This is a genomic window from Serpentinicella sp. ANB-PHB4, from assembly GCF_031432315.1.
In the GTDB taxonomy this organism is placed as follows: domain Bacteria; phylum Bacillota; class Clostridia; order Peptostreptococcales; family Natronincolaceae; genus Serpentinicella.
On sequence record NZ_JAVKGO010000012.1, the window covers coordinates 32076 to 46955 of the forward strand.

The 14880-nt window shown below is 34.4% G+C and carries 13 protein-coding genes; 1 reads left to right on the forward strand and 12 read right to left on the reverse strand.

From position 1 onward, the window contains the following. Positions 1 to 8: 8 nt before the first annotated feature. From RH915_RS09510 to prmC, 3 genes are all read right to left on the reverse strand, one after another. On the reverse strand, positions 9 to 1304 hold the full coding sequence (locus tag RH915_RS09510) for a transglutaminase domain-containing protein (RefSeq protein ID WP_310479637.1): 1296 nt from the start codon (positions 1302 to 1304) through the stop codon (positions 9 to 11). A gap of 335 nt (positions 1305 to 1639) precedes the next feature. Next, positions 1640 to 2710 (reverse strand): peptide chain release factor 1, encoded by a 1071-nt coding sequence (gene prfA, locus RH915_RS09515; protein ID WP_310479639.1) that lies wholly within the window; start codon positions 2708 to 2710, stop codon positions 1640 to 1642. A 64-nt stretch (positions 2711 to 2774) separates the two neighbouring features. Beyond that, the gene (gene prmC, locus RH915_RS09520; RefSeq protein ID WP_310479677.1) at positions 2775 to 3638 is read right to left on the reverse strand and encodes a peptide chain release factor N(5)-glutamine methyltransferase; all 864 of its coding nucleotides are present in this window, start codon (positions 3636 to 3638) and stop codon (positions 2775 to 2777) included. Between the two features lie 262 nt (positions 3639 to 3900). On the opposite strand from prmC, the gene RH915_RS09525 reads away from it, so the two are divergent. Continuing rightward, positions 3901 to 4740 carry an HAD family hydrolase gene (locus RH915_RS09525; protein ID WP_310479640.1) on the forward strand — a complete coding sequence of 280 codons (840 nt, stop codon included), beginning with the start codon at positions 3901 to 3903 and terminating at the stop codon, positions 4738 to 4740. Between the two features lie 302 nt (positions 4741 to 5042). Here the strand turns inward: RH915_RS09525 and phnE (RH915_RS09530) are convergent, their stop codons facing one another. The 9 genes from phnE (RH915_RS09530) to rho all read right to left on the reverse strand — a co-directional run bounded on the left by phnE (RH915_RS09530) (position 5043) and on the right by rho (position 14851). Beyond that, entirely contained in the window at positions 5043 to 5849 is an 807-nt protein-coding gene (gene phnE, locus RH915_RS09530) for a phosphonate ABC transporter, permease protein PhnE (protein WP_310479641.1), read from the reverse strand. Next, entirely contained in the window at positions 5849 to 6655 is an 807-nt protein-coding gene (gene phnE, locus RH915_RS09535) for a phosphonate ABC transporter, permease protein PhnE (RefSeq protein WP_310479642.1), read from the reverse strand. The genes phnE (RH915_RS09530) and phnE (RH915_RS09535) overlap by 1 nt, the downstream gene beginning before the upstream one ends. Then, positions 6655 to 7434, reverse strand: coding sequence for a phosphonate ABC transporter ATP-binding protein (phnC, locus tag RH915_RS09540; RefSeq protein WP_310479644.1), 780 nt, complete (start codon positions 7432 to 7434; stop codon positions 6655 to 6657). The genes phnE (RH915_RS09535) and phnC overlap by 1 nt, the downstream gene beginning before the upstream one ends. A 105-nt stretch (positions 7435 to 7539) precedes the next feature. Then, complete coding sequence (locus RH915_RS09545; RefSeq protein ID WP_310479646.1) at positions 7540 to 8433, reverse strand: phosphate/phosphite/phosphonate ABC transporter substrate-binding protein; 894 nt, start codon at positions 8431 to 8433, stop codon at positions 7540 to 7542. Between the two features lie 735 nt (positions 8434 to 9168). After that, a complete protein-coding gene (locus tag RH915_RS09550; protein ID WP_310479647.1) occupies positions 9169 to 10107 on the reverse strand; it encodes a DUF1385 domain-containing protein in 939 nt (312 codons plus the stop codon). 841 nt (positions 10108 to 10948) lie between these two features. Then, positions 10949 to 12202, reverse strand: a complete 1254-nt coding sequence (locus RH915_RS09555) for an HlyC/CorC family transporter (RefSeq protein ID WP_310479648.1) — start codon at positions 12200 to 12202, stop codon at positions 10949 to 10951. A gap of 239 nt (positions 12203 to 12441) precedes the next feature. Beyond that, positions 12442 to 13029 (reverse strand): thymidine kinase, encoded by a 588-nt coding sequence (locus tag RH915_RS09560; RefSeq protein WP_310479650.1) that lies wholly within the window; start codon positions 13027 to 13029, stop codon positions 12442 to 12444. Between the two features lie 131 nt (positions 13030 to 13160). Further along, entirely contained in the window at positions 13161 to 13358 is a 198-nt protein-coding gene (rpmE, locus tag RH915_RS09565) for a 50S ribosomal protein L31 (protein WP_310479651.1), read from the reverse strand. Positions 13359 to 13549: 191 nt separating this feature from the next. Next, on the reverse strand, positions 13550 to 14851 hold the full coding sequence (gene rho, locus RH915_RS09570) for a transcription termination factor Rho (protein ID WP_310479652.1): 1302 nt from the start codon (positions 14849 to 14851) through the stop codon (positions 13550 to 13552). Positions 14852 to 14880: the final 29 nt, after the last annotated feature.

Below are 14880 nucleotides of genomic sequence, written 5' to 3' on the forward strand. Positions count from 1 at the left end.
AATAATCATTAACGATATCTAAATTGCACCCTTAGAATCCCTTGTTTTTCATTCATGCTAAAGCTATAGCTAGCTAAAGTGACTTCACTACCACGATTCATAACCACTTCGTCAATTGCCCTTTTAAGATCATAGGTGTTTTGATTGTAGTTTAAGATTTTTAGTTCCATACTTGCATTTTTATTGATTACCGCTGTTTCCACTTTATTATAAAATTCATTGTAATTTCCCACTACAAGACCGTTATAGTAGTGATAATTATGCTTAGTACTAGTGGCAGCTGGGTACTTGTTTCTATCCCATGTGTGTTCTTTTCCTATCTCACTGTCCGTTAGGTTAAAATAGTCATATCTTAAAACATCGCTTCCATCTTCCATAACAGGATCATTCCAAGTTGCATCTACATGATAATAGCGACCTGCTATTTTCACAAGATTCCAAGCATGGTTTTCCCCACCTGCAACCCCAACAACAATTTGGTTTTCAATCCCAACCTTATCAAGAAGAAGCTTCATGCCCCCGGCATAACCTTCGCACACACCCACACCTTTTATTAGTACACCATAGGCATTATAGGATTCAGGTGGTATCGTATTGTTATTGTAATTATAGCTATCATATCTTGCATGATTGACAATATAGTCATGAATGGCTTTTTGTTTTTGAAAATCATTCATCTGTCCCTTTATCACATTAGCAATAATTTTATCTAATTCCTTTTCAAGCTGTTTTCGGTGATTCATTATTGTATTTTGGTCTTTGAAATAACTAGGCTCAAAAATCCCATTGGTCCAGTGTTGTGCCCCTTCATAATATAAAATCAAGGGATTTTCCCGCACAGCCCTTTCAGCCAAATCAAATACGGTTTGTGCATTTTTCGCTTCGGGAAAATCTGATAAATCAATTCGCCTAGAACCTTCTAATAGTCCTCTCGCAATGGTATCATACATTGTCTTTTGAGATTGTACTGCCACTTCATTAGTCTTAGGTTCTTCTTGCTCAGTAAATGTACTATTACTTGGCTCAGCATTTTCATTTATAATTGTAACTTCATTATTGTTTTTATCTTTGTTATTTTCATCTTTGTTATTTTCATCTTTATTGGTTTCATCTTTGTTGGTTTCATCTTGGAAGTGATCAGTGATAATATCTGTATTACTATTTTTTATAAGACTTTCAAGACTTGGATATTTTGTAGTGTTGTCTATTACTTTAAAAGCCAGTATAACAAAAACAATTACTACAAAAATATTAAAAAGGATTAAATTTCTCCAAAAATTATTTTTTTTCGCTCTTTTACCCATAAGCCCTCCACCAATTTAGACATCTTTTAAAGCTTGAATAAATTATATTCTTACCGTTTATTCTGCCCAATAAAATTGTAAACTTATTATATATAATCCTTTACCAATAAACAAGTGTTTGTTAAATCTACCTATTACAATAAATTGTATATTAGCATTATTGAGAGTTTTTAAAATTAATATACAAATACTTCTAATGTATCATCTTATTTTTAACAATAAACAAGTTGGTAAACTCGAAGCAGGGAAAGTATACATTTATATGTATCAACTAAATTAGATATAGAATATAATTTCCTCAAACAAAAAGAAAGAAGCAGCAAAATTGCCACTTCCTACTCTACCGCTTTTAATTTTTCAGCTTGGTCCGATGTAATCAAAGCATCTATCAAGTCAAAAATATCACCTTGTAAATAACTGTCTAACTGATAACTTGTTAAGTTAATTCTATGGTCTGTAACACGTCCTTGTGGGAAGTTATACGTTCTAATTCTCTCACTACGATCTCCAGATCCAACTTGGCTTCTTCTATTTTGGGCAATTTCATCGTGTTGCTCCTGTACCAACTTGTCATACAGTCTTGCCTTTAATACTTTTAAAGCCTTTTCCTTGTTTTTTAACTGAGACTTTTCATCCTGGCATGATACAACAATACCAGTTGGCTCATGGGTCGCTCTAACTGCTGAGTCAGTTGTATTAACACTTTGTCCCCCACACCCAGATGACCTAAATACATCAATTCTTACTTCATTCATATTTAATTCAAAATCTACATCATCTACTTCTGGCAACACCGCTACAGTCGCTGCAGATGTATGAATTCGACCACCAGATTCTGTAGAAGGAATTCTTTGGACTCTATGGGTACCACTCTCATATTTTAGTTTTGAGTAAGCTCCTTGTCCCTTAATCATAAAGATTACCTCTTTATAACCACCTACTCCGGTTTCATTTATACTCATTATTTCAACTTTCCATCCATTTTTCTCTGCATATCTTGAGTACATTCTAAATAGATCCCCAGCAAATAGTCCGGCTTCGTCTCCACCAGTACCCGCTCTAATTTCAACAATAACGTTTTTATCATCATTTGGATCTTTTGGTAAAAGTAAAATTTGTAGTTCCTCTTTAAATGCCTCTATTTTATCTTCTAATTCATCAATTTCCATCTTAGCCATTTCCTTTAACTCATCATCTGCACTCTTATCGTAGAGTATTTCCTTTGCTTCTTTGTACGCTTTTTCCGACTCAGTATACTCATTATATTTAGCAACAATCGGCTCAAGATCAGAGTGTTCTTTCACAAGCTTTTTCCATTGATTTTGATTGTTTATAATATCGGGATCACTAATTTTTCTCCCTAAATCCTCATATTTTTCCTGTAAAAACATTAGTTTTTCCAGCATCTTATTCACCTCTACATCTATTTTTTCACCATTAGATTATTATATCAGATATATTGTCATTTCGCTACTTATTTATTCTCCCTCTAACCACTCTATCCTTTCCTGCAAGGTCTTGTAAAACCTCTACATCTACAAAACCCACTTTTAGCAATAATTCTTTTACTGCCTTTCCTTGATCATACCCAATTTCAAACAAAAGCCATCCATTTTTCTTTAGAAATTCTGGAGACTTAGTTGTAATTTTTCGATAAAAATCCAAGCCATCGTTCCCACCATCTAGGGCCAACCTAGGCTCATAGTCCTTCACTTGACGATCTAAACCCAAAACATCTTCAGAAGGAATATATGGTGGATTTGATACAATAAAATCGAAGTGTTTCTCCATTTTAAGTGCATCTATTGGATCAAACATACTTCCCTCTAGAAACTTTACTCGACTATCTACTTTATTTGTTATGGCATTTTTATTTGCTACCCTCAAAGCCGTTTCCGATATATCTACTGCATAGACCTGTGCTTTTGGAATATACTTTGCTAGACTAACACTAATCGCCCCACTACCTGTACCAATATCTAAAATACTGACATCTTGTTGGTGTTCCTTTTCTTTATATATACGAAGGGTTTCTTCAATCAATATTTCCGTATCTCCCCGAGGGATCAACACCCCTTCTTCTATATAAAAATCTAAGCCCATAAACTCTTGTTTGTTAATAATATATTGAATAGGTACCATGTTCACTCTTTTTTTTATTAATTCCCCAAATTCACGACATATTTCCCGGGAAATTTCCCTTTCTGGGTAAATATGTAGATTAATGCGATCTATATTCATAACGCTACACAAAAGCACTTGTGCATCAAGCTTTGGCGTGTCAACCCCTGCCTTTTCAAGCTGCTCTGTTGCTTCTTTAAGTACACTTGCCACTGTTTGCAAAATAGTCCACCTCATTTTATTTACTTTAAGATGAATTACTATATAATTTCATAAACAAAACATCTACTTACTAGTTTATACTATTATCGCCCTAATTGTCTATCTTACACATTTTTTGACTTATCACTACTTTTGTTTTATGCTAGTTTAACAAAAATATAATTTAAATTATATTTTCTGATATAATGTGTTATGTTATTACATAAGCATTTTTATTTGACCTATAATTTAAGCTACGAAAGGAGATTTACATATGATTAATAACAACATAAAAGTGATTGTATTTGATTTGGATGGAACTTTATACGAAGATACCCATCACTTCGATTACTATGTAAAGAAAATCAAAGAACAACTGCCAGAAAAAGAGCAAAATGCTTTTGCAGAAGAATATGCCCAGTTTATGAATGACAACCACACACTAAAAATTGGACGTATTTATGATGTTCAAGAAGACTTAATCATTGACCAAGTAAAAGATAAAATTAAAAACGTATTCACTTGGGAAGGGAACGTTTTAGCGGATTCTGAAGTTAAAAAACTTTACCCGGAAGCAGTACCTATAGATATGGAACGTTTCTTTAGCATCGGAGACATGTGGTGGGTACCAAATGCCCTAGCAAGACATTATGGACTTGAGCGTAGTCACACACAGGATGCCTTTTTAAAGACAAGAGAGCATATGATGACCGAAGCTTTTAAAATGAATCCTGTTCCTGGTTTTAGTAATTGCCTAGAATCCCTAAAGGATAAAGTAAATTTAGTCTTAATGACCAATAGTCCTGAACCAGATAGTAGAGTCATCTTAGAAAAATTAGGTCTGTCCAATGTGTTTAAAAAGCTTGTATTTAATGCGAAAAAACCAACAGCAACCAATGATCATTTTCTTGATTTTAAAGAAACTTTTAATGTTTCCTACAATGAAATTCTAAGTGTGGGGGATAATTATCTAAATGAAATTTTACCAGCCAATCTATTAGGCTGCTCAACCATTTATATTGATCCTCATAGCACGCTTGTAGATCGTTCTTCAGAAATTGTTGTTAAAAGTATTACTGAAGTAATACCAATGATTGAAAAGTTAGGAAAATAAACTAAAACCCTCTTATATCTTATATAGAGGGTTTTCTTATAGGTGTCATATTAAACAATGGTTTAACAATCGTTCAACTATGGTTCAACACTGAACGTAAGAGAAGTATCTAAATTTCCCCTTTCTACTTTCCAACTTTCCAACTTATTAACCATGGTTTAACTATGGTTCAACTATGGTTCAACTATGGTTCAACTATGGTTCAACAATTGTAAACGAAGGATCTCGGTTTGCTTTTTTCTCAGAATGACAATCACAGAGACACAAAATGGTCCCTCATATGAGCGACCATTTGTAAAAAATTATACAATTCTTTTTCTTATTCTTGAACTACAATAGTCAATTACAATAACCGTAATTACAATTATATAAAGCATCATACCAATTGCTTCCCAGTTTCTTTGATTTGCATCAAGAATTAACTGGGTACCAATTCCACCTGCTCCTACAAATCCTAAAACTGTTGATGCCCTTACATCAATTTCATATCTATAAACTGCAAAAGACTGAAACTCTGGTATTACTTGGGGTAACACACCATGCCACATGGCTTGGAGCCTGTTTGCACCGGAAGCCTTTAGCGCATCAACCACTTGCATATCAATCCCTTCTATTGCCTCTGAATAAAGCTTTCCAAGCATACCTACAGAGTTAACACTAATTGCTAAAACGCCGGCATAAGGTCCCATTCCAACTGCAGAAACGAATATAATTGCAAATAAAATCTCTGGAAAAGTACGGATCCCATTTAGAATCATCTTCCCAATAGGTGCAACTCCTTTACTTACATTCTTTGCAGCTAAAAAACCAAAAGGTATAGCTAAGATTGATCCGGCTAGGGTACCAGCATAGGCAATAGCAACCGTTTCTCCCATTAGTCCAATATATCTAGGTACAGAAGCTCTTACATCTGCATCAAAGAACGGATTCCTCACGAACCTTAAAAAAAGTTGTGTTGTTGATTGTGACGTGCTACGTGTACTTAAATCGGTTTGAGAGAAAGCAATATAATATAAGGTAGCTAGTATAACTGTAGTTATAATCGTTATACACCAAAACTTCGTTCTATTGGGTTTTTTAATGTTCACTGTATTCGGTACATTGTTCATTATACTAACCTCTTTCTTATTTGATAACTAATAAAATCAATTGTCACTACTGCAATAAGGGTAATGAATAAAATCATAGAAACATTTTCATAATTAAATAGTGCTAATTGACGTCTAAGCACCACACCTATACCCCCAGCACCAACATAACCAAGTATTAAAGATGCTCTGATGTTAATCTCTAAAACATATAATGTGGAAGAAACAAACTGGGGTAAAATTTGAGGTATCGCACCGTACCAGATAACCTGAAACACATTACCACCGGTTGCTCTTATGGCTTCTAGAGGCCCTTTGTCAATCACTTCAACAATTTCACTCATTAGTTTTACAAGAATTCCAAAAGAAAACATAAATAGGGCCATCACCCCAGCCAAAGGTCCTAATCCTAGGATGGCAACAAAAACAACTGCATAGATCATATCTGGAATTGTACGTAAAATATTCAGTAGTAAACGGACGCTATAGTATAAATATTTGTTTTGATTTATATTTGATGCAGCTAAAAAGGTAAACGGCAAACAAAAAATAGCCGCAAGGGTTGTACTTAAAAAAGCAATATTCCAGGTCTCCAGCAGTCTTTCAAAGACTCTATTATAATACCCCCAGTTTGGCGGAATCAAATCATCAAAGACAAAACTAAAAATATGAGGCAGTCCTTCTAAAATTCGTATTGGATTTGCACTAGTTCTTAGTGCTGCCATTATATATAAACCAATAACTACCGTTAGGGTTAAGGTTAAAGTCTTTTTTGCTTTAGGTGCAACTAATGGAATTGATTTTGTTGTATCTACTTGATTTTTCATCATAGAGCCTCTTCAACTCCTCCAACCATATCTTCTTCCTTAATTGGTCTACCGTATATTTCTTCGAAGGTCTTTTCCGTAACAGAAGAAGCCGGGCCATCAAATACTAGTTCTCCACCTCTTAAACCGATAATACGCTGACCGTATTCCATTGCTAAGTCAATGGCATGAAGGTTAACAATTGTTGTAATACCATCTTCTTTGTTTATCCTTTGTAAATCCTTCATTACTTGATTTGCTGTAGGAGGATCCAAACTTGATACTGGCTCATCGGCTAAAATAATTTTTGGCTTTTGTGTTAATGCCCTAGCAATACTCACCCTTTGTTGTTGTCCACCACTTAGTTGATCTGCTCTTTGATATGCTTTTTCAGCAATATCTACACGGTCCAAACTGTTCATGGCTAAAGCGATATCCTCTTTAGAAAATAAGTTCAAAATACTTTTAACTGTACCTGTATAGCCTAATCTGCCAGATAAAACATTTTTCAATACAGAAGATCTTTTTACTAAATTGTGTTGTTGAAAAATCATTCCAATTTCTGTTCTAAGCTTTCTAAGTTGCTTTTCTTTATAATTTAATATATTTTCCCCGTCAACTAATAATTCTCCCTCATTAGGCCTAACCATTAGGTTAAGACTTCTGATTAAGGTTGATTTTCCTGCACCAGATAAACCGACAATGACAATAAACTCACCAGGGTTAAATTTTAGATTAATGTTTTTCAGTGCCTTAAAACCATTTGGATAAGTTAATGAAATGTTTTTATATTCAATCATAAGGGCCTCAACTTTCTATTGTGTAATTTTTGAAACTTCTTATCTTCTCACAAATAGAGAGAAGAATCGCTTCCTCTCTCTATCTACTATTTTGTAATTATTTTATTAGTTGCTTAATTGTTCTTCAAATCTTGCATAAGTTTCTCTTACAATATCATAGTCTTCTGAAGCTGCTTCTTCAATGCCAGACCATTGATATACTTGATCCATAACAGCAATCATTTCTTCATCATCGTTAAAGTTTAGGAAAGCTTCTGTAATTTTTGTTTTCCACTCTTCAGGTAATTCTGAACGAACTGAAATTGTATCATTTGGAATTGGTTCTGTGTAACCAAGCACTCTAATCTTTTCTAATGCATCTGGATAATCCCCTTCAATCCTTGTACGCGCATCATCAAAAGTTGTTGCTACATCTGCTTCACCTTCATACAGGGCAATTAAAGCATTGTCGTGGGACTGAGTGTTTATATGTTGAAAGTGTCTATCAAGATCTTCTACACCTAAATCCATTAATTGAGACGCTGGGAATAGGAATCCAGAAGTTGATGTTGGGTCTGCATATGCCCAAACTAATCCTTCCATTTCTGCTAAATCTTCTATTGTTTCAATATCAGAATCTGCTCTTACGTTATATTGTGCTTTGTATGAACTTGATCCGTGTCTTACTGATTTAAGAATAACTTCAACGTTAGCTCTTTCTTCAGCTTGTACAAATCCAAAAGGTGGTAAGAATCCAATGTCTACATGTTGTGTTCTCATACCTTCAACCAAAGCTGTGTAATCCACCATAATTTGTGCTTCTACTGGCACACCTAATACTTCGCTAAGTTTTGCCTCTAATGGTTTTACTGTATCAGCCATACCATCCGCATCACTAGATGGAACGAATCCCATTGTTAATTTAGTAATCTCCGTTGCTGTTTCTTTGCTCCCACCTGTACACGCTACTAAAGATAGCATTAATAATACTCCCACCAAAACTATGGCGATTTTTTTCATAAGTCATCCTCCCTCAAATTATCTTTCTTAAACAATTTTAACACCTAAATTATTGTACCATAAAAAATGTCGATTTGTGTAAAGAATATGTAAAACTTATATTGTTGTAATTTTCTGATAGTTGATTAGTTGGACAGTTGGTTAGTTGGTTAGTTGGAAAGTTGGACAGTTGGAAAGTTGGAAAGTAGAAAGAGGAAAGTCAAAATCTAGATACTTCACTGACGTTCAGTATAGTGGAAAGTTGGAAAGTAGAAAGGGGAAAGGGGAAAGGGGAAAGTCAAAAACGAGATACTTCACTGGCGTTCAGTATGACAAGTACCAACTATATAGATTTTACTATGAATATCAGGTTATCTTTCATGGTTGTCATTCCTCTCTGTGTAAGCGACTGACACGAAACTTCTCTTCGGTCATCTGCTTATGAGCTTTGGCGAAGAATCTCAGACCCCCAAGACAAACCCGAGATACTTCACTGGCGTTCAGTATAGTGGAAAGTTGGAAAGTTGGACAGTTGGTTAGTTGGTTAGTTGGAAAGGAAAGTCAAAATCTAGATACTTCACTTACGTTCAGTGTTGAGCCATAGTTGAACGATTGTTGAACCATTGTTAAACCATTGTTAAACCATTGTTGAACCATTGTTAAAATCGCAATCCTTCGTTTACACTTAGGATTACAAAACAAAACTGAGCTTAAGTTAAACTCAAGCTCAGTTTATTAAATCAATAATATTAAGATTTAAGCTAAAGGAATTTCCTCATCATCCCCTAATGCACTTTTTAAAGCTTCTAAGGCAACCTCAAGTTGACTGTCATCCGGCTCCTTTGTGGTTAGCTTTTGCATCATCATTCCAGGGAAACTTACTAGTTTCATAACTGGAGATTGACTTTTACCAGCATATTTAATCACTTCATAGGATATGCCTGCCACAAGCGGAAGTAAAGCTATACGTAAAGCCACTCGCATAAACACACCTTGCCAGCTAATCAGGGAAAATACAATGATACTAACCATCATTACGATAAATAAGAAACTAGTACCACATCTTGGGTGTAATGTCGTATATTTTCTTGCATTTTCAACGGTTAATTCATCCCCTTGCTCATAGCAGTAAATCGCTTTATGTTCAGCACCATGGTATTGAAAAACTCGCTGTATATCCTCCAACCTAGAAATTGCTACGATATATATTATAAACATAACCAGCCTTATAATCCCCTCTATCATACTGAGAACTATTCCCCGATCAACGAACCGTGTTAACACCCCAGAAATTAGTGTTGGGCTAACCATAAATATTAGTATTGCTAGGGAAAGGGCGATAAAGACAGAAAAATAAATCAGCACATCGTCTGCTTTTTCTTTAAAAACTTTACGCATAAACCTTTCAAAGCGATCTGGCTCTTCGTTTACCGGTATTCCTTCTTCCGCTATTTCAGCAGAGTACATTAGAGATCGCACCCCTAGTACCATAGAATCAATCAGTGCAAATCCACCTCTAACAATAGGAAGTTTTAATCCTTTGTGTCGTTGCACTACATTTGAGACTGCCTGCTTTTTTACTTCAATCCCATTGTCAGGCTTTCTTACAGCCATGGCAATATCTTTTGGCCCTCGCATCATAACCCCTTCAATAAGTGCTTGACCCCCTACACTTTTTATATTTGAATTTGCCATTTTATCGTTCCTCTCTTTTTAACACTTTCTTTTATTATAACCTAATTTTTATGTCTATGCCAATGATTAAACAGACTGTCTTAGGTTTTAGCTTTGTTATCTACTAACAAACTGTCATCTTGAGTACAATTAGAGAATCTTAGTTTTCTTAACTAACTAGTTCCGGCGAATGAATTCACCTCTACACTTAACCACTTAACTACGATGTTACATTACAAGCTTCTATCATCTTAAGTATACAGGGTAATCTTTGTATTCGCTTTTTTGATGTCATTCCTCTCTGTGTAAGCGACTGACACAAAACTACTTTTTGGTCATCTGCTTATGAGCTGTAGGCGAAGAATCTCAAGACCTTAAAGGCAAACCCTAGATACTTCACTAACGTTCAGTATGACAGAAAGTTGTAAAGTGGAAAGAAAAAGTTTAAGTCCGGATCCTCCTTTTCTCACAGGATAACGTAATAACTATATTATTCATTCCGCATTTTTCAATAAGTATCGGGTTAGATATTCTAAATTGTAAAAAAATTTAACTTTTTTATAAAAAAAGTGATTAGACAAGCTTATTCCTGGTATATATATAATACAAAAGAATCCGGTAGCTTCCTACCAATCACAGTTTCAATTCAAGTAGTAAAATATGTTGGAAAATAGTTTGAAGTATAACAAAAACCCTATTTCAGATTTCTAAAATTACACTAAAGAAAATAGTCAAAGGAGCGTTGATAATTTAAATGAAAAATACTGAACCACCAAAGTCAAAAAGTGATTGGTATAGCTACTTCCGATTCTTTGTTAAATAAAAGAGATGATTTTCTAAAATATATTGAAAATCATCTCTTTTATAGTTTTTTTGTCTTTAGGATTTTTACTCTTTTTATTTTCTTCCCCTCTGTTTCTTCAGCTATTAATTTAATATTATCCAAAGAAATGTATTCACCTTGTCTTGGAAACCTAGATAGTTCACCAATAATAACCCCACCAACAGAATCAAAATTTTCCGACTCTATGTTTATTCCAACAATTTCGTTTACTAAACTAATTTTCGCGCTTCCCTTTACTATATATTCCTCTTCTGATATTTTTTGTACTTCAGCTTCACTTTCATCATACTCATCTTTAATTTCTCCAACAATTTCTTCAATTAAGTCCTCTAAAGTAACAATCCCCGCAGTTCCACCATATTCATCTAACACAATCGCAATGTGGGCCATATTCCTTTTCATGTCCTTAAACAAGTCTACGGTTTTTCGGTACTCATAAGTGTAAAATGGTTCTCTCAAGAATGCTTCTAAGTCTAAGGTTTCTTTATTTTCCCTAAAGATTAAGTCCTTTATATTTAGTACTCCAATAATATTATCAATTTCTCCTTTGTATACAGGGTATCGAGAAAACCTTTTGTTTTTAATTTTTTCAAAAATTTCTACAATAGGTTCATCTATATCAACAGCTCTAATCTCAGTTCTCTGAACCATAACATCCTTTATTTTCATGTCTCCAAACTCAAATACTTTATGAATCATTTCCTTTTCATGAATTTCAAGTATACCCTCTTCTTGACTCATGGTAACGACAGTTCTTAATTCATCCTCAGTTATAAAAGGGGACTCAGCTTGCTTTTTAATGCCCATAGTTTTCATTAGCATTCTTGTAAATATATTAAAAATATCAACAATTGGATTTAACCCTTTAACGATAATATTCATTGGGTTAATAATTTTAAAAGCTACCTTTTCCGCACTTTGTACAGCCCATGATTTAGGGGTTATCTCTGCAAATACCAATACTAATATTGTCATTGCTAAGGTCGCAACAAGCACTCCCTTTTCTCCATACAGATCAATTGCTAAAGAAGTCGCAATAGCAGCACCAGCAATATTAACAATATTATTTCCTATCAAGATTGTACTTAAGAGTCTATTAGGTTCTTTTAGTAACTTTACTACTAAAGCAGCTTTTTTATCTTTTTCATAGGCTAAATTTCTTAATCTAATTTTGCTAATTGCCATTAATGCAGTTTCCGAGGCGGAAAAAAAAGCTGACACCAGAATAGTCAAAACTAATAAAATTATTCTTATAAAACTATTCCAATTCAATACACAACACTCCAACCACTCTTTAATATGACTAAGTAAATTGCATAATTCTATCTGAGGTCCCTCCCACTAAATTAAATTATGCATTTATCTTATTTTTTAAAGAGACTTTTTTTTAGTTTGTGTTTTTTCAAAAAAAATAGACATAGAATTTATAAATCCTAGTCTAAATGAATTGATTAGATTTCGTTTTAATCTTCACAGATAAATACTGAGTCTAAGCAAGGATATATTAAAATTTACACTCTTACCTCATGACATCTACGACATCTAGCCTCGTAACTTTCTTCTGCTCCTACCATAATAATTGGATCACTATATTTAGCAGGTTGTCCATTTACAAGTCGTTGAGTCCTCGTTGCTGGTTTTTTACACACCATACATATAGCTGTTAACTTCGTCACCTGCTCTGCTATGGCCATTATTTCGGGGACAATTTGAAAAGCTCCCCCTTTAAAATCCATGTCTAATCCTGAACAAATTACTCGCTTACCGCTATCAGCAGCTTCCTTACAGACTTCAATTATATCTTCACCTAAAAATTGTACTTCATCTATTGCAAGCACATCGTAGGCTGCGTCTTTTATGTATTCTCTAACTTCCTTAGCAGATTCAACAGGGACACATTTCATTGTTTTACCACTGTGGCATGCAACACTATCCAATGTATATCGATCATCAATTCCAGGTTTAAAAAGCAATACTTTTAGTCCTGCAATTTTCGCTCGATTTACCCTTCTAAGCAACTCTTCACTCTTTCCAGCATACATTGGCCCAACAATCATTTCTATGCTTCCAATTTGAGAATACTCCATTATGTCAACCATATTCTCTTCTCCCCCTAAGAAAACTTTAGACCGCTGAAAATTTCCAACAGTCTATGTGTTTAATAATACATATTTGGATGCAACTTTATTTTTACAAAGCAAATAAAAAGGTTAGAAAATAATTTCTAACCTTACATATTGAATTTCTTTTTGAATTTCTCAACACGTCCACCTTTTTCCATACTCTTTTGTTTACCAGTATAGAATGGATGACATTCTGAACAGATTTCTACTCTGATTTCATCATTTGTTGAACCAGTTTTGAAACTGTTTCCACAAGCACAATGTACTTCTACTTCTTTGTAATTTGGATGGATTCCTTCTTTCACACTATTCACCTCTTTCTATGAAAAGCTCTATATTAAAATAAGGCATATTCAAATTTAACTACTACATTATAGCATAAGGCATATAGCCTTGCAACAGAATTTAAAGATTATATCTTCTGAGCAACATAATGTAATAGTAACGCTATTATCTACTATATCTTAATTGAAAGATTAACACAACAAATTATTTGTTATATTGTTTTTCTGATCATCTCTATCAATTCTGTATTTTTCTTACTCTTCATAAGCATATTGATAATTTTCTCCGTTATCTCTTGTACAGGGAAGTTACCTAGTGCTCTACGAATATTAAGTACCGCTTCCATTTCTGTCTGACTCAATAATAACTCTTCTCTTCTAGTACCAGATTTATTAATATCTACTGCTGGGAATATTCTCTTTTCAGATAGCTTTCTATCTAAATGTAGTTCCATATTTCCAGTACCTTTAAACTCCTCAAAGATAACATCATCCATACGACTGCCTGTTTCCACAAGAGCTGTGGCAATTATGGTCAAGCTACCACCCTCTTCTAGGTTACGGGCTGCACCGAAAAATCGTTTAGGCTTATGCAGTGCTGCTGGGTCTAATCCCCCAGATAATGTTCGTCCTGAAGTCGGGATCGTAAGGTTGTACGCCCTTGCTAGCCTAGTAATAGAATCCAATAAAATAAATACATCTTTACCATGTTCCACTAACCTTTGTGCTCGATTTAAAACCATTTCAGCTACTTTAATATGGTGACTTGGCAACTCATCAAAGGTAGAGTAAATCACTTCTCCATTAATGGACCTTTGCATATCTGTAACTTCTTCTGGTCTTTCGTCAATCAATAACACTAAAATTTCTACATCGGGATAATTTTCTGCTACACTGTTTGCAATCTTCTTCATTAAAATTGTTTTACCAGCTTTCGGTGGCGCAACAATAACACCCCTTTGCCCTTTTCCGATTGGTGCAATTAAGTCAATCAATCGGGGAGCTAAGTCGGTAGCACTTTTTTCTAAATTAATTCTTTCCTTGGGATATATCGGGGTAAGGTCTTCAAAGTTTGGTCTGCGAATGGCGGATTCTGGACTTTGATCATTGATTTTCTTTACATAAAGAAGAGCTTTAAATTTTTCACCACTTTTTGGTGGACGTGTAATCCCTGTTATTTTATCACCGGTACGCATATTAAACTTGCGAATTTGTGAAGGCGAAATATAAATATCATTTTCGCTGGATAGATAATTTTGTCGCCTTAGAAAACCATATCCATCTTGATGGATTTCCAATATCCCTTCAACAATCTCTACTTCCCCACTTTGAGGCAACTCATCTGTCAATCGTTGAGGTAATACCTGCTTCTGTTGGTTCATTTTTTTATCCTCCTGGGAAATCTGTTCAATGAGTTCAGCTTTTTTGTACCGACCAATGTTCTTGATCCCCATCTCTTTTGCGATGTCCCTTATTTCTTGTAGCTTTTTACTTTCAATATCGGTTAAATCCAAACCAGCACCCCCTGGATTTATAAGGACAA

Excerpts from the sequence above, each read along its gene's own strand:
- RH915_RS09560 (WP_310479650.1), bottom strand. The coding sequence starts at position 13,029 with ATGGTTGACATAATGGAGTATTCTCAAATTGGAAGCATAGAAATGATT.
- phnE (WP_310479642.1), bottom strand. The coding sequence starts at position 6,655 with ATGAAAAATCAAGTAGATACAACAAAATCAATTCCATTAGTTGCACCT.
- prfA (WP_310479639.1), bottom strand. The coding sequence starts at position 2,710 with ATGCTGGAAAAACTAATGTTTTTACAGGAAAAATATGAGGATTTAGGG.
- RH915_RS09550 (WP_310479647.1), bottom strand. The coding sequence starts at position 10,107 with ATGGCAAATTCAAATATAAAAAGTGTAGGGGGTCAAGCACTTATTGAA.
- RH915_RS09525 (WP_310479640.1), top strand. The coding sequence starts at position 3,901 with ATGATTAATAACAACATAAAAGTGATTGTATTTGATTTGGATGGAACT.
- phnE (WP_310479641.1), bottom strand. The coding sequence starts at position 5,849 with ATGAACAATGTACCGAATACAGTGAACATTAAAAAACCCAATAGAACG.
- RH915_RS09545 (WP_310479646.1), bottom strand. The coding sequence starts at position 8,433 with ATGAAAAAAATCGCCATAGTTTTGGTGGGAGTATTATTAATGCTATCT.
- RH915_RS09510 (WP_310479637.1), bottom strand. The coding sequence starts at position 1,304 with ATGGGTAAAAGAGCGAAAAAAAATAATTTTTGGAGAAATTTAATCCTT.
- phnC (WP_310479644.1), bottom strand. The coding sequence starts at position 7,434 with ATGATTGAATATAAAAACATTTCATTAACTTATCCAAATGGTTTTAAG.